Origin of the sequence: Pseudomonas sp. TH07 (assembly GCF_016651285.1) — a bacterium.
Taxonomy (GTDB): domain Bacteria; phylum Pseudomonadota; class Gammaproteobacteria; order Pseudomonadales; family Pseudomonadaceae; genus Aquipseudomonas.
Map to the genome: position 1 here is coordinate 6289559 of NZ_JAEKED010000001.1, position 17199 is coordinate 6306757.

General features: G+C 62.8%; 19 protein-coding genes. 11 read left to right on the plus strand and 8 right to left on the minus strand.

Features of this window, described 5'->3' with window-relative positions:
- Positions 1 to 124 precede the first annotated feature (124 nt).
- Positions 125 to 1012, plus strand: a complete 888-nt coding sequence (locus JFU57_RS28700) for a LysR family transcriptional regulator (RefSeq protein WP_078474144.1) — start codon at positions 125 to 127, stop codon at positions 1010 to 1012.
- A 138-nt stretch (positions 1013 to 1150) separates the two neighbouring features.
- Positions 1151 to 2413 (plus strand): OprD family porin, encoded by a 1263-nt coding sequence (locus tag JFU57_RS28705; RefSeq protein WP_201131628.1) that lies wholly within the window; start codon positions 1151 to 1153, stop codon positions 2411 to 2413.
- A gap of 66 nt (positions 2414 to 2479) precedes the next feature.
- On the opposite strand, the gene JFU57_RS28710 is transcribed toward JFU57_RS28705, so the two are convergent.
- Positions 2480 to 3229, minus strand: coding sequence for an outer membrane beta-barrel protein (locus JFU57_RS28710; RefSeq protein ID WP_078473567.1), 750 nt, complete (start codon positions 3227 to 3229; stop codon positions 2480 to 2482).
- A gap of 195 nt (positions 3230 to 3424) precedes the next feature.
- Here JFU57_RS28710 and JFU57_RS28715 point away from each other — a divergent pair, with 195 nt between their 5' ends.
- The 3 genes from JFU57_RS28715 (at position 3425) to JFU57_RS28725 (ending at position 5115) form a co-directional block, all read left to right on the plus strand.
- Positions 3425 to 3925 carry an RDD family protein gene (locus JFU57_RS28715; RefSeq protein WP_078473630.1) on the plus strand — a complete coding sequence of 167 codons (501 nt, stop codon included), beginning with the start codon at positions 3425 to 3427 and terminating at the stop codon, positions 3923 to 3925.
- A 36-nt stretch (positions 3926 to 3961) separates the two neighbouring features.
- On the plus strand, positions 3962 to 4297 hold the full coding sequence (locus JFU57_RS28720) for a DUF6388 family protein (protein ID WP_201131629.1): 336 nt from the start codon (positions 3962 to 3964) through the stop codon (positions 4295 to 4297).
- A gap of 113 nt (positions 4298 to 4410) precedes the next feature.
- A complete protein-coding gene (locus JFU57_RS28725; RefSeq protein WP_201131630.1) occupies positions 4411 to 5115 on the plus strand; it encodes a YoaK family protein in 705 nt (234 codons plus the stop codon).
- 25 nt (positions 5116 to 5140) lie between these two features.
- Here the strand turns inward: JFU57_RS28725 and JFU57_RS28730 are convergent, their stop codons facing one another.
- The gene (locus JFU57_RS28730; protein ID WP_078473570.1) at positions 5141 to 5890 is read right to left on the minus strand and encodes an SDR family oxidoreductase; all 750 of its coding nucleotides are present in this window, start codon (positions 5888 to 5890) and stop codon (positions 5141 to 5143) included.
- A gap of 189 nt (positions 5891 to 6079) precedes the next feature.
- Between JFU57_RS28730 and tusD the strand changes: the two genes are divergently transcribed.
- The 6 genes from tusD (at position 6080) to JFU57_RS28760 (ending at position 9555) form a co-directional block, all read left to right on the plus strand.
- Positions 6080 to 6472 (plus strand): sulfurtransferase complex subunit TusD, encoded by a 393-nt coding sequence (gene tusD / locus JFU57_RS28735; protein ID WP_201131631.1) that lies wholly within the window; start codon positions 6080 to 6082, stop codon positions 6470 to 6472.
- Between the two features lies 1 nt (position 6473).
- Positions 6474 to 6836 carry a sulfurtransferase complex subunit TusC gene (gene tusC / locus JFU57_RS28740; RefSeq protein ID WP_201131632.1) on the plus strand — a complete coding sequence of 121 codons (363 nt, stop codon included), beginning with the start codon at positions 6474 to 6476 and terminating at the stop codon, positions 6834 to 6836.
- Positions 6836 to 7135, plus strand: a complete 300-nt coding sequence (gene tusB, locus JFU57_RS28745) for a sulfurtransferase complex subunit TusB (protein WP_078473572.1) — start codon at positions 6836 to 6838, stop codon at positions 7133 to 7135. Before tusC ends, tusB begins: the two co-directional genes overlap by 1 nt.
- Positions 7132 to 7467, plus strand: coding sequence for a TusE/DsrC/DsvC family sulfur relay protein (locus tag JFU57_RS28750; RefSeq protein ID WP_201131633.1), 336 nt, complete (start codon positions 7132 to 7134; stop codon positions 7465 to 7467). Before tusB ends, JFU57_RS28750 begins: the two co-directional genes overlap by 4 nt.
- Positions 7464 to 8465 (plus strand): glycosyl transferase family protein, encoded by a 1002-nt coding sequence (locus JFU57_RS28755; protein WP_201131634.1) that lies wholly within the window; start codon positions 7464 to 7466, stop codon positions 8463 to 8465. The genes JFU57_RS28750 and JFU57_RS28755 overlap by 4 nt, the downstream gene beginning before the upstream one ends.
- Before the next feature lie 88 nt (positions 8466 to 8553).
- The gene (locus tag JFU57_RS28760) at positions 8554 to 9555 is read left to right on the plus strand and encodes a glutathione S-transferase family protein (protein ID WP_201131635.1); all 1002 of its coding nucleotides are present in this window, start codon (positions 8554 to 8556) and stop codon (positions 9553 to 9555) included.
- 63 nt (positions 9556 to 9618) lie between these two features.
- Here the strand turns inward: JFU57_RS28760 and cysG are convergent, their stop codons facing one another.
- The 6 genes from cysG to ftsK form a co-directional block, all read right to left on the minus strand.
- Positions 9619 to 11013, minus strand: a complete 1395-nt coding sequence (cysG, locus tag JFU57_RS28765) for a siroheme synthase CysG (RefSeq protein ID WP_201131636.1) — start codon at positions 11011 to 11013, stop codon at positions 9619 to 9621.
- Positions 11014 to 12294 (minus strand): serine--tRNA ligase, encoded by a 1281-nt coding sequence (gene serS / locus JFU57_RS28770; RefSeq protein WP_078473577.1) that lies wholly within the window; start codon positions 12292 to 12294, stop codon positions 11014 to 11016.
- Between the two features lie 16 nt (positions 12295 to 12310).
- Positions 12311 to 12685, minus strand: a complete 375-nt coding sequence (crcB, locus tag JFU57_RS28775) for a fluoride efflux transporter CrcB (protein ID WP_078473578.1) — start codon at positions 12683 to 12685, stop codon at positions 12311 to 12313.
- Entirely contained in the window at positions 12685 to 14007 is a 1323-nt protein-coding gene (locus JFU57_RS28780; RefSeq protein WP_201131637.1) for a replication-associated recombination protein A, read from the minus strand. Before JFU57_RS28780 ends, crcB begins: the two co-directional genes overlap by 1 nt.
- Before the next feature lie 35 nt (positions 14008 to 14042).
- A complete protein-coding gene (gene lolA, locus JFU57_RS28785; RefSeq protein ID WP_020296726.1) occupies positions 14043 to 14666 on the minus strand; it encodes an outer membrane lipoprotein chaperone LolA in 624 nt (207 codons plus the stop codon).
- Between the two features lie 70 nt (positions 14667 to 14736).
- Positions 14737 to 17142 (minus strand): DNA translocase FtsK, encoded by a 2406-nt coding sequence (gene ftsK / locus JFU57_RS28790; protein WP_078473580.1) that lies wholly within the window; start codon positions 17140 to 17142, stop codon positions 14737 to 14739.
- Positions 17143 to 17199: the final 57 nt, after the last annotated feature.

A 17199-nucleotide genomic window follows, 5' to 3' on the forward strand; every position in this document is an offset into this window, starting at 1 on the left:
TTCCATACCCGTCAGGTTCTTGAAGTTATGCAGCCGATTCTGGTACGGCTTTTTCTGGGGTTCCAATATAGAATTGGTCTGGTTCGATACCTTAAAGGTATTCAAGATTTTCCTCGGAGGCGGTATGGAGCTGCGTCATCTGCGTTACTTCCAGGTGCTGGGTCAGACCCTGAACTTCACCAAGGCCGCCGAGCGCCTGCACATCGCCCAGCCGCCGCTGAGCCGGCAGATCCAGCAACTGGAAGAGGAACTGGGGGTGCTGCTGCTCGAACGCGGCCGGCCGCTGCGGCTGACCGAGGCCGGACGGTTTTTCTATGAGCACTCCAGCGTGCTGCTCGAACAGCTGGGCAAGGTCTGCGACAACACGCGGCGCATCGGCCTCGGGCAAAAAACCTGGCTCGGCATCGGCTTTGCGCCTTCGACCCTGTATGGCGTCCTGCCGCAACTGATCCGTCGCCTGCGCAGCGACGAGACCCTGGAGCTGGAGCTGGGCTTGTCGGAAATGACGACCCTGCAACAGGTCGAAGCCCTCAAGGCCGGGCGCATCGATGTCGGCTTCGGCCGGATCCGTATCGACGATCCGGCCATCGTCCAGCGGGTGCTGACCGAAGACCGGCTGGTGGCCGCCCTGCCTGCCGGGCACCCGTTGCTCGGCCAGCCGGTGAGCCTCAGCCAGTTGGCCGACGAGCCTTTTGTGCTGTACCCCGGCAATCCGCGCCCGAGCTACGCCGACCATGTGATTGCACTGTTCAGCTCCCACGGCCTGACGGTGCGCATTGCCCAATGGACCAACGAATTGCAGACCGCCATCGGCCTGGTCGGCGCCGGGATCGGCATCACCCTGGTGCCGGCCTCGGTCCAGGTGCTGCACCGCGACGACATCGGCTTCAGCCCCCTGCTGGAAAGCAACGCCACCTCGCCGATCATCCTCAGCCGCCGGGTCGCCGACGTCTCGCCGGGGCTTAGCCACTGCTTGCGCATGATTGACGAACTGCGCGCCGGCAAGGCCTGAAGCCATCCCCGCCCCCGGGGCCGAACGGCCCTTGCACAAAGCGGATACAGGTCTGCAAAAAGCGGATATTGCCCACCCTCCCCGGCCCCTAGCCTGCGCCGCAGTGAACTGCTTTCAATAACAATAAGAGTAAAAGCAATGAAACCTGCGATGACCCCGACCGTGCTGGTCTCCAGCGCGCTGTGTCTTGGTGCACCCCTGTCCCTGCTGGCTGACGAAGGCGGCTTTATCAAAGATGCCAGCGCCACCCTGCAAGCCCGCAACTACTTTTTCAGCCGCGACTATTCGGACATTCGCGGCCCGGAAAAATCCATGGCCCAGGAATGGGCGCAAGGCTTCATCCTCAATTTCAAATCCGGCTATACGCCGGGGCTGGTCGGCGTCGGGGTCGATGCCATCGGCACCCTCGGGCTGAAGCTGGACAGCGGCAAGGGCCGGGTCAACACCGGGTTGCTGCCGGTGCAGGAGGACGGCGAAGCGGCCGACAGTTACAGCCGCCTGGGCGCAGCGCTGAAACTGCGGCTGGCAAAAACCGAACTGCGGGTCGGCGAATTGCAACCCAACCTGCCGGTGCTGAGCTTCAGTGATATCCGCCTGCTGCCGCCGTCCTACCAGGGCGCCAGCCTGACCTCCAACGACATTGATGGCCTGACCCTGCAAGGCGGGCGCCTGCGCTCCACCAGCCTGCGCAACGAATCCGGACACAGCGACCTGCAAGCCATGCTGGGCCATGTACCGCAACGCCAGGTCAGCAGCGACGGCTTCAACTACGCCGGTGCCGACTATGCCTTCAACAGCAAACGCACCACGGTCAGTGCCTGGTACGGCCAGCTGCAAGACATTTATCAGCAGCGCTTTCTCGGCCTCAAGCACAGTCAGCCCGTGGGCTCCTGGGTCCTGGGCGCCAACCTCGGTTACTACGATTCCAGCGAAGAAGGCCGGCAACTGCTGGGCCGGATCGACAACCGCGCGTTCTTTTCCCTGCTCTCGGCCAAGCGCGGCGGGCATACCGTTTACCTGGGGTATCAGGGGATGTACGGCGACAGCTCGTTCCCCCGGGTGTTTGCCAATATCTCGCCGCTGGGCAACGAGGTGCCGACCTACGAGTTCGCCTACGCCGACGAGCGCTCATGGCAAGCACGCTACGACTATGACTTCGCCGCCATGGGCTGGCCGGGCCTGACCAGCACCGTGCGCTACATTCGCGGTGACAACGTCGACACTGGCAAGGGCTACGAGGGCAAGGATTGGGAGCGGGACCTGGACATCGGCTATGTGATCCAGTCCGGCCTGCTGGGCGGGCTGGGGATCAAGCTGCGCAACGTGGCGGCACGCTCCAACTACCGAACCGATATCGATGAAAACCGCCTGCTGCTCAGTTACACCTGGAAACTGCTGTAGCCAGGCAGCCGACACTGGCGGCATTGCGCGCGCCAGTGCCGGTGGCACTGACTGGGGACGGCAGGCCTAGAAGGCGATACCGACCTTCACCCCGTACTCGTCACGCTTGAGCTTGGTGTTGTCGGCCACGTCCGAATCCTGGTCCAGCTTGTATTCGGTGCGGGTGTAATACACACCGGCCATCACCGGCAGCGAGCCTTTCTGGTTCATCAGCAGGCTGACTTCGGCGTAAGGGTTGGTGCGGTCCTTGAGGTCCACGGTGTCGCTGCCGACATCGTCGACCTTGAGCTTGACCTTGCCGTCGATGGTGCGCCGCGCACCCAGTTCGACGCGCATGGTCATGTCATCGAACTGATGGTTGTAACCGATGGCCGCCTTGGCGAACGGCGACTTGGTGGTGAGCTTGGTGTCGTAGTCGTCGATCTCTGGCTCGTAACGGGTCCAGCTGTAGCCGCCGCCCACCAGCACATCGACGAAGTTGCGCGCATCCAGCGCGGCACGCCAGCCAAGGTCGAGGTCGGCCTGCCCTTCCTTGAGCTTGTTGTCGTCCTTCTTGCCGAATTTGGCGTCGACCCCGGCCTGGTAGATAAAACCCGATTCGGCGGTCATTTTGTTGCCGAAGTTATAGAACAGGCCACCCTCCGGCAGGTGATCCTTCTGGCTGTCGCTGCCGCCTTCGAGCTTGAAATCGTTGTAGCTGCCGAGGATCCCGAACGTCGAGATCGGGCCCGTATCAGGCGCGGCGATCGCGGCGGCAGGCAGGGCCAGGAAGGCCAGGATAGAGCCCTTGAGTGCGGTTCCGAATACGTTTGACATCGCTTTTCAAATCTCCCTGTTAGAAGGCAAATGATTCAGGAAACGCTTCGAGTCCGGGGAGATGCAAAAGGTTCGCACTATTTTGAGGCACAGGTATTTTCACCGAAAGCCGTCCCCCGCCAAAACCACTGCGACACCCCGCCCTGCGGGGATTACACTGCGCCCGATGTGATGGAAAAAACTTTGGAATCGACCATGGAAGTCTCAAGAACCCAACTGATCCTGCGCCGCGCCGCCGCCTTCATGCTCGACCAGGTGCTGGCGCTGGCGGCGTATTTGCTCCTGTCGCTGAGCCTGCACGGGGTGCTGGCATTGCAGCCGGTCAGACGCTTGCTCGACCTCGAGCAACAGACGGGGCTGGAGCCCTACCTCCATTCGATGTTGTTCATGTTGGTCTGGCCCTTGTACTTCGTGGCCTGGGAGTATTTCTTCAAGGGCCGGACGCCCGGCAAAAGCGCCCTGGGCCTGGTGGTGATCAACGCCGCCGGGGCGCCACCGACGCTGATCCAGGTACTGATCAGAGGCGCCACCCGCTATCTGGAGGCCGCTTTCGCCTTTGTCCCGCTGATGGCCTGCGCGGAATCAAGCCGCTGCCAGCGAATAGGCGATATGCTCGCCCGCACCTACGTGATCCCGCACAAGGATCTGCAACAGATACGCAGTGAAATGCCCGAACATCCCCTGCCCCAGGCTTGATGCCTGAAGGCTGCCCGTTCCCCTCAAGGAGCCCCGATGCCCGCCAATGCCCCGCACCACGAAATAGCCCTGGAAAGATTTCTCGCCGCGCGCCCCGAACTGCGCGAAGCACTGGACAAGCTCAATCCGCTTGAAGCCCAGGTCAAGGGCGAGACGCCCGAGCAGTACCGCGACGAACGCCTGCATGAAGCCTTTGAAGCCGAAGCCGAGCGCCTGGGTTTGTTTGCCTGGGAACTGAGTTTGCAACTGACCGCCGCCAGCGCCGAAGATTTCCAGGCCCAGCGCCTGGAAGTGCACAAGGAGGTGGCCGAGATGGCCGGCATGGACTGGGCCGAATATTGCCAGTTGCATGGCCTGGATAGCCCGAACTGACAACCTGTTGATGATCTGGCGAGCGACGCTCAGCTCTTTTTAACGCCGCATGAGCCAAGCGCAGTCGATCGTGAACCGGTTCTGACACCTTCACCGCCCATGAGAGCCTACTGATGCTGCCATCGCCGCCCACACCGCGTACTCACCCAGGTTTGCTCAATACCCGCAAATGGCGCGGGCGGATCGGCCTCGGCCTGGTGGCCAGCCTGTCGGTGCTGGCGGGCATGACCGACGCCATCGGTTTTATGGCCACCGGCGACTTCGTGTCCTTCATGAGCGGCAACACCACACGCCTGGCCGTGGCCATCAGCGATGGCGACATGGGCCTGACCCTGCGCCTGACGTTGTGCATCGCCACCTTTATTGCCGGTAACGCCCTGGGCATCGTCGTCAGTCGCCTGGGCGGACGCCGCGCCCTGCCCCTGCTGCTGTGCATCGCCACCCTGCTCTGCGCGGCCGCGGCCTGGCCGTTCGCCAATCACCTGCCGGCCTTGCTGGCCGCCATCGTGGCCATGGGCATGCTCAACGCGGCAGTGGAAGAAGTGAACGGCCTGCCCGTGGGCCTGACCTATGTCACCGGAGCCCTGTCGCGCTTCGGCCGGGGCCTGGGACGCTGGATGCTCGGCGAGCGACGCAATGGCTGGCGGGTGCAACTGGTGCCCTGGACCGGGATGCTGGTCGGTGCGGTGATCGGCGCGCTGCTGGAGCACCAACTGGGCATCAAGGCGCTGCTGGTCAGTGGCGGCGTGTCGGCGATGCTGGGGATCGCTTCGCTGAAGATCCCTCATCGCTGGCAACTGGGCTATATGCCGCGCTGAAACACGCGGCCTATAGCCCAGGGGCTTAGCTGAACACGCCGCCGTTGTCGGTATCGATGACGATCGACGACAGGCTGATGTGCCGTGGCCGGGTCAGGGCGAAAACCACCGCCTCGACCACATCCCGATTAGTGCCCTGCTGGCCCTTGGTCCGCTCAGGCACCTGCGCCCATTGCGGGTCCAGCGGCGAAATATCCTCAAGATACGGCGGGTGCACGCACAGCGAGCGCAGTGGCGTGCCGACCAGCATCTGCCGCAGGCCATCGGCCAGCGCCAGTTGCCCGTGCTTGGCGGCATAGAACGGCAACGACACGCTGTGCAGCGGCGCGTTGGGCAGGCCGCTGATGGAGCCGATGGTGACCACATCCGGGCGGCTGGACGCCTTGAGTGCCGGCAGCAGGCCCTGGGTCAGAAGGAAGGTTCCGGTCAGGGCGGCATTGATCACCCCGCTGACTTCGGCGGCGCTGTGGGGTTGCTCGCTGGCCTCCAGCCACATGGCGCCGTTGTTGATCAGGATGTCGATCTGCGGCTGGCGCTGCTCGATGCTGGCCAGGGCCGCGCTGACGCTGGCGGTGTCGGCGAGGTCGAGCACCACTTGCTCGGTCGCCAGGCCGCCACGGGCCTCGATTATGGCCCCGACTTCAGCCAGGGCATGGGCGCTGCGTCCGCACAGCACCAGCTTGCACCCCAGGTCCGCCAGGCTGATCGCCAGGGCCGCCCCCAGGCCGCGACCGGCACCGGTGACCACGACCACTGCACCTTTGAGTTCCTGCATCTCGCACTCCTTGTCATCGATTGGTTTTTTCAGCGGGCGAGTTTATCGAGCGCGGACCGGTTTGGGCCGGCCGATGCGTTACCCGGTATGTCGAGGCCTGCCCCGGCCCAGCGCCGCGCGAGAAAACGGGTTTAGCCCATCTCTCGATAAAGCTTTATCATTGCGCCAGATTTGCCGACCGAGTCCGTCATGAAGTTCGCCATAGCCCTGTTCTGCGCCGCCCACGAGCCCTCTTCGCGTCGCGCCCTGCTGTTCACCCAAGCGGCGCTGGCCGGGGGGCACGAGATTGTCCGGCTGTTTTTTTATCAGGACGGCGTGTACAGCGCCTCGAACACAATTGTCACCCCCCAGGATGAGCAGGACCTGCCCCGCCAATGGCGCGAGCTGGTGACCACCCATCAGTTGGATGCCGTGGTGTGCATTGCCGCGGCCCTGCGGCGCGGGGTGCTGAACGCTGAGGAAGCCCAGCGTTATCAGCGCTCGGCGGTCAACCTCGAAGCGCCGTGGGAGTTGTCCGGCCTCGGCCAATTGCACGATGCGGCGCAAGCTGCCGATCGCCTGATCTGCTTTGGAGGGCCTTGAAATGCCCAAGTCCCTGCTGATTATCAGCCGCCAGGCGCCCTGGTCCGGCCCCGGCGCCCGCGAGGCGCTGGATATCGTCCTGGCCGGCGGCGCCTTTGATCTGCCCATCGGCCTGCTGTTCCTGGATGACGGCGTATGGCAACTGGCGCCCCGGCAACACGCCGCAACCCTGCATCAGAAGGACCTGAGCGCCAACCTGCAGGCCCTGTCGCTGTTTGGCGTGGACCAAGTGTTTGCCTGTGGTTTCAGCATCGCCGAGCGCGGCCTGGATCCGCAGGACCTGGGCCTGGATGAGGTCCAGTTGCTGGAAACCGCGCAACTGAGTGCGCTTATCGATCGTTACGACCAAGTGATTACCCTCTGATGTCGACCTTGCATGTGTTGTCCCACTCGCCCTTCACCGACACTCGCCTCGACAGCTGCCTGCGCCTGCTGGGTGCGCGGGACGCGCTGCTGCTGTGCGGCGACGCGGTGTACGCGCTACAACCTGGCAGCGCTCCCTTTGCCCACTTGCAGGGCCGTGCCGAGGCGTTGCAGGTGTTCGTCCTGGCTGAAGACCTGCAAGCCCGTGGCCTTGCCGCACCGGCCTGGGCCACGGCCATCGATTACCCGGCCTTTGTCGACCTGTCGATCCAGCACGCCAAGGTCAACAGCTGGCTATGAATGCGCTCACCGTAGGCACCCGCAGCATCGCCCTGGACAAGGACGGCTACCTGCTCGACCTGGCCGACTGGTCGCCGCAAGTGGCCAGCGCCCTGGCGGCGGTCGAAGGCATTGAACTGAGCCCCGAGCACTGGGAGATCCTTGAGCTGCTGCGCGATTTCCATGGCCAATTCCAGCTATCGCCGGCCACCCGCCCGCTGATCAAATACACCGCCATGAAGCTGGGCCCGGACAAGGGCAACAGCCTGCACCTGAACCGCCTGTTCAACGGCACTCCCGCCAAACTTGCCGCCAAGCTGGCGGGCCTGCCGAAGCCGACCAATTGCTTATGAACCAATCCCCTGCGCTGATCACCGAAACCCCGGCCGAGCATCCATTTGCCCCGTTCGTACGGATCCTGGGCAAAGGCAAGCGCGGCGCCCGCAGCCTGACCGGTGAAGAAGCCCGGGAAGCCATGGGCATGCTGCTCGACGGCAAGGTCGAAGACACCCAGCTCGGTGCTTTCCTGATGCTTCTGCGGCACAAAGAGGAAAGCCCGGAAGAACTGGCCGGCTTCACCCTGGCCCTGCGTGAGCGCCTGAATGCCCCGGCGATCCGCCTCGATCTGGATTGGCCGACCTACGCCGGTAAAAAACGCCATCTGCCCTGGTACCTGCTGGCGGCCAAATGCCTGGCGCAGAACGGCGTGCGCATCCTGTTGCATGGCGGCGGCGCGCACACCGCCGGGCGCTTGTATACCGAACAACTGCTGGAGCCCCTGGGCATTCCCCTGTGCCATGACTGGCAGGCGGTGAGCCAGGCCCTGGACCACGGCAACCTGGCCTTTATCCCGCTGGGTGCCTGGGCGCCGCAGCTACAGCGAATGATCGACCTGCGCAACATCCTCGGCCTGCGCTCGCCGATCCATTCCCTGGCACGCATCCTCAACCCGCTGGGCGCACGTTGCGGCCTGCAAAGCATCTTCCACCCCGGCTACCAGGGCGTGCACCGCGATGCCAGCGGCTTGCTGGGGGATAACGTGATCGTGATCAAGGGCGATGGCGGCGAAATCGAAGTCAACCCCGACAGCCCCTGCCACCTTTACGGCACCACCGGCGGCGTCAGCTGGGATGAAGAATGGCCGGCACTCTCGGCCCAGCGCCATGTAAAGCCCGCCAGCCTCGATCCGCAGCAGTTGCTCGCGGTGTGGCGTGGCGAGGTGGTCGACAGCTACCCGCAACTGGCCCTAATCGCCACCATGGCCCTGGCCCTGCGCGGCCTGGGTACACCGCGCGAGCAAGCCTTCGAGCAGGCGCAGCGGTTCTGGGATGCGCGAAACAAATCGATTTAATCGATCATATACACGCAAGCTTTGCGCTTTTTGTTCGAACTCATCGGAATAGACTGCACTCCAACGCAAAACAGCCGAGGAGAATTCGATGGGCCTGCTGATTGAAGGGCGCTGGCACGACCAGTGGTACGAAAGCAGCAAAGACGGCGCCTTCCAGCGCGAACAGGCGCAACGCCGCAACTGGGTCACGGCCGACGGCGCGCCTGGCCCCAGCGGTGAAGGCGGCTTTGCGGCCGAGGCCGGGCGCTATCACCTCTATGTATCCCTGGCCTGCCCCTGGGCCCACCGCACCCTGATCCTGCGCAAGCTCAAAGGCCTGGAAAGCCTGATCGACGTCTCCGTCGTCAGTTGGCTGATGCTGGAAAACGGTTGGACCTTCGACCAGAGCCACGGCTCCAGTGGCGACTCGCTGGATCACCTGACCTACATGCACCAGCGCTATACCGCTGAGGATCCCCACTACACCGGCCGGGTCACGGTGCCGGTGCTGTGGGACAAACAGCAGCAGCGCATTGTCAGCAACGAGTCGGCGGAGATCATCCGCATGTTCAACAGCGCCTTCGACGGCCTGACCGGCAACCGCCTCGACCTGTATCCAGAAGCCTTGCGCGCAGACATCGAACAACTGAACGCGCGGATTTACCCGGCGGTGAACAACGGCGTGTACCGCGCCGGCTTCGCCACCTCACAACAGGCCTATGAACAGGCTTTTGATGATGTGTTTGCCGAACTCGACTGGCTGGAGCAGCGCCTGGGAGAGCGGCGTTACCTCGCAGGCGAGTACCTGACCGAGGCCGATGTGCGCTTGTTCACCACGCTGATTCGCTTCGACGCGGTGTATTACAGCCACTTCAAATGCAACCTGCGGCGTATTGCCGACTACCCGAACCTGTCGAACTGGCTCAGGGAAATGTACCAATGGCCGGGGATTGGCGAGACCGTGGACTTCACCCATATCAAGGGTCATTACTACGCCAGCCACCGCACCATCAACCCGACCGGCATCGTGCCCAAAGGGCCGGCGCAGGACTTCACCCGCAGCCATGATCGGCAGCGCCTGAGTGGGCGGGGAATCTTTCAGGGGAATTGATGCGGCAGTGCGTGCTCATCGCCCCCCACTCCAGGTCATGCCCCGGAGTGGGGGGTAATGGGGTCAGACTTGAGACTGGGCGCCTTCGAACCAGGCCAGCTTCTCGCGAAGCTGGACCACTTCGCCGACGATGACCAGGGTCGGGGCATGCACTTCGTGCTCTGCCACTAGCCGTGGCAGGTCGGCCAGGGTGCCGGTAAACACCCGCTGGTTGGACGTGGTGCCCTGCTGGATCAAGGCCGCCGGGGTATCGGCTGAGCGACCGTGCTTGATCAACTGCTCGCAGATGATCGGCAAACCCACCAGGCCCATGTAAAACACCAGAGTCTGGGCCGGGCCAACCAGGTCGCTCCAGGGCAGGTCCGAAGAACCATCCTTGAGGTGCCCGGTGACAAACCGCACCGACTGCGCGTAATCGCGGTGGGTCAGCGGAATCCCGGCGTACGCCGCGCAACCACTGGCCGCCGTGATCCCCGGCACCACCTGGAACGGGATGCCATGGGCCGCCAGTTCCTCGATCTCTTCACCGCCACGCCCGAAAATAAACGGGTCGCCGCCCTTGAGCCGCAACACGCGCTTGCCTTGCTTGGCCAGGGTCACCAGTTGCTGGTTGATCTGCTCCTGGGGCACCGCGTGGTCGGCGCGACGCTTGCCGACATACACCCGCTCGGCGTCACGCCGGCACAATTCGAGAATCGCCGGCGCCACCAGGCGGTCGTACAGCACCACATCGGCCTGCTGCATCAGGCGCAAGGCGCGAAAGGTCAGCAGGTCCGGATCACCCGGGCCGGCACCGACCAGATACACCTCACCCGGCGCATGGGGTGCTTCACCTTCAATCTTGGCGATCAGCAGGCGTTCCGCTTCTGCCCCCTGCCCGGCCAGCTGGCGTTCGGCTATCGGCCCCTGGAAAACATCTTCCCAAAACGCCCGACGCTGCTGCACATCTGGAAACAGACCTTTGACCTGGCTGCGAAAGCGCGCCGCCAAACCGGCCAGCTGGCCGTAGGTCGAAGGAATCCAGGTTTCCAGCTTGGCCCGGATCAGCCGTGCCAGCACCGGCGCATCGCCACCGCTGGACACCGCAATCACCAGGGGCGAACGGTCGACGATCGCCGGGAAGATCACGCTGCACAGGGCCGGCGCGTCCACCACATTGACCGGCACGCAGCGCTTGTGCGCGTCGGCGGACACCTGGGCGTTGAGCGGTTCATCGTCGGTGGCGGCAATGATCAGCACACAGCCGTCCAGGTCCGCCTCGATGTAACCGCGCACTACGCATTCGCCGCCGCTGGCAGTCACCAGTTCACGCAACTGCACTTCTATTTCAGGTGCAACAACCCGCAACAGCGCACCGGCATCGGCCAGCAGACGGGATTTGCGCAAGGCAATCTCCCCCCCACCGACGACCAACACACGACTGCCGCGCAGGTTATGGAACAGCGGCAGAAACTCCATTTAGCCGATGACCTCAAGGCCGCCCATGTAGGGTTTCAGCACGTCCGGCACACGTATCGAACCGTCGGCCTGCTGGTAGTTTTCCAGCACTGCCACCAGGGTCCGGCCCACTGCCAGGCCCGAGCCGTTGAGGGTGTGCACCAGTTCCGGCTTGCCGGTTTCCGGGTTGCGGAAACGCGCCTGCATGCGACGCGCCTGGAAATCGCCGCAGTTGGAGCACGACGAGATTTCGCGGTACTTGTCCTGGCTGGGGATCCACACTTCCAGGTCATAGGTCTTGACCGCGCTGAAGCCCATGTCGCCGGTGCACAGGGCCAGGGTGCGGTAAGGCAGACCCAGCAATTGCAGGACTTTTTCGGCGTTGGCGGTCAGGCCTTCCAGCGCTTCCATCGAGGTCGAGGGCTCGACCACTTGCACCATCTCAACCTTGTCGAACTGGTGCTGACGGATCATGCCGCGGGTATCGCGACCCGAGGCCCCGGCTTCGCTGCGGAAGCATGGCGTGTGGGCCACGAACTTGATCGGCAACAGCTTCGGATCGAGGATCTCGCCAGCCACGATGTTGGTCAGCGACACTTCGGCGGTCGGGATCAGGTACAGGTCGGCTTCGCCTTCGCGGCTGATCTTGAACAGGTCTTCCTCGAACTTCGGCAACTGGCCAGTGCCCTGCAGGGCCGGCGCTTGTACCAGATAAGGCGTGTAGGCCTCTTCGTAGCCGTGTTCGTTGATGTGCAGGTTGATCATGAACTGCGCCAGGGCGCGATGCAGGCGGGCAATCGGCCCACGCAGCAGGGCAAAACGCGCGCCGGACAGCTTGGCGGCGGTTTCGAAATCCAGCCAGCCGAACTTCTCGCCCAGGGCGACATGGTCCTTGACCTCGAAATCGAAGACAGTCGGCGTGCCCCAACGGCGCACTTCGACGTTGCCCTCTTCATCGGCGCCTACCGGCACCGACTCGTGAGGCAGGTTGGGAATATTGAGCAGGATCGCGTCCAGCTCGGTCTGAATCCCGTCCAGCTCGACTTTGCCGCTGGCCAACTCGCCGGCCATGCGCTCGACGTCCGCCATCAACGGCGCGATGTCTTCACCGCGCTGCTTGGCCTGGCCGATGGATTTGGAGCGTGCATTGCGTTCAGCCTGCAATTGTTCGGTGCGGGTCTGGACGGTCTTGCGCTGTTCTTCCAGCGCTTCGATGCGCGCTACATCCAAGGTAAAGCCACGGGATGCCAGGCGGTCCGCTACGTCCTGAAGGTTGCTACGTAACAGTTTGGAATCGAGCATGTCGGTCTCTCGTTTATCAAAGTTTGGTCAAGGACAGGCCAGCCCAGGTCGCGAGCAGCCCGCCGAATACGCTGATGGCCAGATAACCGAAGGCTATCGGTGCTTGCCCGCTTTCCAGCAAGCGCAGCGTATCCAGGGAAAAGGATGAAAAGGTCGTCAGACCGCCTACAAAACCGACGATCAGGCCGGCACGGATTTCGATCGGCACTTCCGGGCGCACCAGAAACAGCCCGTACAGCACGCCGATGATCAGGCAACCCAGCAGATTGACCGCCAAGGTGGCCGTATAAAAATGCCGGGGCCAGTTGGCGCTGACCCAGGTGCTGGCCGCGAAACGCAGTAATGTACCAGCGATACCGGCGACGGACACCGCAAGAATCGTTCGAATCACTATTTTCTCCGCTGTTTCGGGCTGATGCGGTCAAGGGCTGCCAGGTGATTGAGCTTCTCGCCGATCTTCAGCTCCAGGCCACGGGGCACCGGCTGGTAGAACGGTTGCGGTTCGAGCTCGTCGGGAAAATAGTCTTCGCCGGCGGCGTAGGCATCCGGCTCATCGTGGGCGTAACGGTATTCGTCGCCGTATCCCAGTTGTTTCATCAACTTGGTCGGCGCATTGCGCAAATGCAGCGGTACTTCCAGCGAACCATGCTCGGCGGCGCTACGCATGGCGGCCTTGAAGCCCATGTACACCGCGTTGCTTTTCGGTGCGCAGGCCAGATAGGTAATGGCCTGGGCCACCGCCAACTCGCCTTCGGGGCTGCCCAGGCGCTCCTGCACGTCCCAGGCGGCCAGGCACAGGCTGAGGGCGCGCGGATCGGCGTTACCGATGTCTTCGCTGGCCATGCGCACCACGCGCCGAGCCAGGTACAGCGGGTCGCAACCGCCGTCGAGCATGCGCGCGAACCAGTACAGGGCACCGTCGGGGTTGGAGCCACGCACCGACTTGTGCAGGGCGGAAATCTGGTCGTAAAACGCCTCACCGCCCTTGTCGAAACGCCGACGGGTGTCGCCCAGCAAGCTTTGCAGTAGGTCGACGCCGATCTCGCTGTTGTCTTCCGCCAGGTCCGAGGCGTTCTCCAACAGGTTGAGCAGGCGCCGGCCATCGCCGTCGGCCGCCGACAGCAGCATCTGGAAACCTTCGTCGCTCAGGCTCAGCTGACGCTTGCCCAGACCACGCTCTTCACTCAGGGCGCGCTGCACCAGCTTGTTCAGGGCGGCCTCGTCCAGGCTTTTGAGCACATAGACCCGAGCCCGGGAAAGCAAGGCGTTGTTCAATTCAAAAGAAGGGTTTTCAGTGGTGGCACCGATGAAAATCAGCGTGCCATCTTCGACATAAGGCAGGAAGGCGTCTTGTTGCGACTTGTTGAAACGGTGCACTTCGTCAACAAAGAGGATGGTCCGGCGACCGTATTGACCAGCCTGTTGCTTGGCGATTTCCACCGCCTGGCGGATCTCCTTGACCCCGGCCAGCACTGCCGAGACCGTTTCGAAGTGCGCATCCGAGACTTCCGCCAGCAGCCGCGCCAGGGTGGTCTTACCCACCCCTGGCGGGCCCCAGAAAATCATCGAATGCAGGGCGCCCTGCTCCAGGGCTTCGCGCAGAGGCTTGCCCCGGGCCAACAGGTGTTCCTGACCGACGTACTCATCCAGGTTGGCCGCGCGCAAGCGGGCGGCCAGGGGCTGAGCGATCGGGGCACTACGAAACAGGTCCATGGCGTACCTTTGCAACCTCTTGTATGACTAGCCGCTTATTCCTGGATCACGTCGGCACCCTTGGGGATGTCGAACTTGAACTTGGAAGCCGGGATCGGCTCGTTGGCCTTGACGCCGGTGAACAGGATATTGGTGCGCTGGCCGACGCTGTCGATCAGTTGCATGTCGTTGACCATGCCGTTGCGGAATGACAGGCGCAGGCTGTCGAACAGGGTGTCCTTGGTTTTCGGCTTGAGGGTGAAGTCGATCACCCCGCCGGCTTCCTTGGCGCTGATATCGAAGCTTTCGCTGATCTTCGACACATCACCGGACAGCAGCAGGGCCGGGGTCTGGGTCAGGCGCTGATCGAGCTTCTTGATGGTCACCTGCTCCAGGTCCGGGTCCCACAGCGAAACCTTCTTGCCGTCGGACACCATCAGTTGTTCCTGTGGCGCGTCGGTGTGCCAGTAAAACAGCCCCGGGCGTTGCAGCGACATTTCGCCAGCCGTTTCCTGCAACTGGGTGCCACCGCCATCCAGGGTCAGCTGGGAGAAGCGTGCAGTCAGGGTCTGGGATTTTTCCAACAGCTGGGTCAGACGTGCTACATCCTTGTCGTCAGCGTGAGCCGAAAGCGTGGTCAAAGCCAAAACCGGCAGCAACATCATGCGGATAAGACGCATGGGAGTCCTCTTAAAATTGCGTGGGATTATCGGCGGCGTGCCATCACGCCGCGTCGATTCAATTCGATGCTCAGTCGCGCATCGGGCCCGGCGCCAATACTTCGCGCGAGCCATTGGTGTTCATCGCGGTGACCACACCGGCCATTTCCATGGACTCGATCATCCGCGCGGCGCGGTTGTAACCGATCTTGAGCTTGCGCTGCACCGCCGAAATCGAAGCCCGGCGGCTTTCCAGGACGAACTGCACCGCCTCGTCGTACAGCGCGTCGGTTTCAGCATCATCGCTGTCACCGCCACTGCCACCGTCAAAGCCGCTGCCCGCCTCTTCGACACCGTTGAGGATGTCGTCGTTGTATTCAGGCGCGCCACGCAGTTTCCAGGCTTCCACCACGCGGTGCACTTCATCGTCGGAGACGAATGCGCCGTGGACCCGGATCGGCAGGCTGGTCCCCGGCGGCATGTAGAGCATGTCGCCGTGACCCAGCAGTTGTTCGGCACCGCCCTGGTCGATGATGGTCCGCGAGTCGATCTTGCTCGACACCTGGAACGCCATGCGGGTCGGGATGTTGGCCTTGATCAGACCGGTGATCACGTCCACCGAAGGCCGCTGTGTGGCGAGGATCAGGTGGATACCGGCAGCACGGGCCTTCTGTGCGATCCGCGCGATCAGCTCTTCGACCTTCTTGCCGACAATCATCATCATGTCGGCGAATTCGTCGACCACCACCACGATGGTCGGCAGCTTGACCAGCAGCGGCGCCTCGTCGTGGATGCTCTCGCGGTTATACAGCGGGTCGGTCAGCGGTGTACCGGCATCCTGGGCTTCCTTGACCTTGGCATTGAAGCCCGAAAGGTTGCGTACGCCCATCTTCGCCATCAATTTGTAGCGCCGCTCCATCTCGGCCACGCTCCAGCGCAGGGCGTTGGCGGCGTCCTTCATGTCGGTCACTACCGGGCACAGCAGGTGCGGAATGCCTTCGTAGATCGACAGTTCGAGCATTTTCGGGTCGATCATGATCAGCTTGGCGTCTTCCGGGCCGGACTTGAACAGGATCGACAGAATCATCGCGTTCACCCCCACCGACTTACCGGAACCGGTGGTACCGGCCACCAGCAGGTGAGGCATTTTCGCCAGGTCGGTGATGACCGGACGGCCGCCGATGTCATGGCCCAGGGCCAATGTCACCGGGGATTTGAAGTTGTCGTATTCCGGGGTCGACAGCACTTCGGAGAAGCGCACGATCTGCCGATCCTCATTGGGAATCTCGATGCCCACGGTGGTTTTGCCGGGGATCACTTCGACCACCCGCACACTGGTCACCGCCAGGGAACGCGCCAGGTCCTTGGCCAGGTTGGCGATGCGGCTGACCTTGACCCCGGCCGCCGGCTGGATTTCGTAACGGGTAATGACCGGGCCCGGGTGAATCGAATCCACCGACACCTCGACCCCGAACTCCTTGAGTTTGATTTCCAGCAGGTGGCCGACCGCCGCCAGGGATTCGGGGGAATAGTTGAGCTGTTTCTTTTCTGCCGGGTCGAGGATGGAAATAGGTGGCAGCGTGCCTTCAACGGCGCTGTCGACGAACAGCGGCACTTGCTTCTCTTTCTGCACGCGCTTGCTCGGTTCCGCTGCTTTCGGCGGAGCGGGGGCGATGACCGGCGGCACCTGTTTCTCGCGCTCGGACATGTGCTTGCTCAGGGCCTGCTCGCGCTCGATCAGGCGCTCCTTGACCTTGGCCTGCTCGCGCTTGTCGGTCACGGTTGGGGCCACGACTTCGTCGACCCGGGCATCCACTTCGCGCAACTGGGCCACCAGTTGCTTGCGCTCGGTACGGGCCGCCCACCAGCGATTGGCGGCGCCCTGGAACAGTTCGAACAGGTCGAGGGTGATCTTGCCCGTGACGTCCATGACCTTGAACCACGACAGATCGGTGAACACAGTGAGGCCAAACAGAAACAGCGCGATAAACATCAGGGTGCTGCCCTGGATGTTCAGTGCGTTTTTGGCCAGGTCGCCCAGGCTTTCGCCCAGCGCCCCACCCGCCCCGGCCGGCAAGCCGGTGGCAGCGTGGAAATGGATATGGGCCAAGGCGGCGCCGGACAACACTAGGAACACCAGGCCAATCAGGCGCCAGGAAAACAGCCAGCCGCTCCACTGCCAGGGTTCATGCCGTTGACGGAAGATCTGATAAGTCTTGATCGCCAATAACAGCGGGAAGATATAGGCGAAATAACCCAACACCATAAACAGGATATCAGCGCTGTATGAACCGGCAGGGCCACCGAAGTTCTGCACATCTTCGATCTTGCTGTTATGGCTCCAGCCCGGATCGTCCTTGCCATAGGTCAACAATGCCATCATCAAAAACAGGCATAAGGCACCAATGGCGATCAATGCACCTTCCTTGAGCCGGTAGTGCAATTGCTGACGCCAGAGCGGGACTACTGTTTTAGGTGTTGCGGTGGATTTCTTCAAAACGCGTCTTTTCCTGCGCCTACGGCGCGTCCAACTGATGATTGACTACAAAATACT

Coding starts and splice junctions, on each gene's coding strand:
- cysG (WP_201131636.1), bottom strand. CDS start 11,013: ATGGAGTTTCTGCCGCTGTTCCATAACCTGCGCGGCAGTCGTGTGTTG.
- JFU57_RS28700 (WP_078474144.1), top strand. CDS start 125: ATGGAGCTGCGTCATCTGCGTTACTTCCAGGTGCTGGGTCAGACCCTG.
- tusC (WP_201131632.1), top strand. CDS start 6,474: ATGCCCAAGTCCCTGCTGATTATCAGCCGCCAGGCGCCCTGGTCCGGC.
- JFU57_RS28725 (WP_201131630.1), top strand. CDS start 4,411: ATGCTGCCATCGCCGCCCACACCGCGTACTCACCCAGGTTTGCTCAAT.
- JFU57_RS28715 (WP_078473630.1), top strand. CDS start 3,425: ATGGAAGTCTCAAGAACCCAACTGATCCTGCGCCGCGCCGCCGCCTTC.
- JFU57_RS28710 (WP_078473567.1), bottom strand. CDS start 3,229: ATGTCAAACGTATTCGGAACCGCACTCAAGGGCTCTATCCTGGCCTTC.
- JFU57_RS28755 (WP_201131634.1), top strand. CDS start 7,464: ATGAACCAATCCCCTGCGCTGATCACCGAAACCCCGGCCGAGCATCCA.
- lolA (WP_020296726.1), bottom strand. CDS start 14,666: ATGCGTCTTATCCGCATGATGTTGCTGCCGGTTTTGGCTTTGACCACG.
- tusD (WP_201131631.1), top strand. CDS start 6,080: ATGAAGTTCGCCATAGCCCTGTTCTGCGCCGCCCACGAGCCCTCTTCG.
- tusB (WP_078473572.1), top strand. CDS start 6,836: ATGTCGACCTTGCATGTGTTGTCCCACTCGCCCTTCACCGACACTCGC.
- JFU57_RS28760 (WP_201131635.1), top strand. CDS start 8,554: ATGGGCCTGCTGATTGAAGGGCGCTGGCACGACCAGTGGTACGAAAGC.
- JFU57_RS28720 (WP_201131629.1), top strand. CDS start 3,962: ATGCCCGCCAATGCCCCGCACCACGAAATAGCCCTGGAAAGATTTCTC.
- JFU57_RS28780 (WP_201131637.1), bottom strand. CDS start 14,007: ATGGACCTGTTTCGTAGTGCCCCGATCGCTCAGCCCCTGGCCGCCCGC.
- JFU57_RS28730 (WP_078473570.1), bottom strand. CDS start 5,890: ATGCAGGAACTCAAAGGTGCAGTGGTCGTGGTCACCGGTGCCGGTCGC.
- JFU57_RS28705 (WP_201131628.1), top strand. CDS start 1,151: ATGAAACCTGCGATGACCCCGACCGTGCTGGTCTCCAGCGCGCTGTGT.
- serS (WP_078473577.1), bottom strand. CDS start 12,294: ATGCTCGATTCCAAACTGTTACGTAGCAACCTTCAGGACGTAGCGGAC.
- JFU57_RS28750 (WP_201131633.1), top strand. CDS start 7,132: ATGAATGCGCTCACCGTAGGCACCCGCAGCATCGCCCTGGACAAGGAC.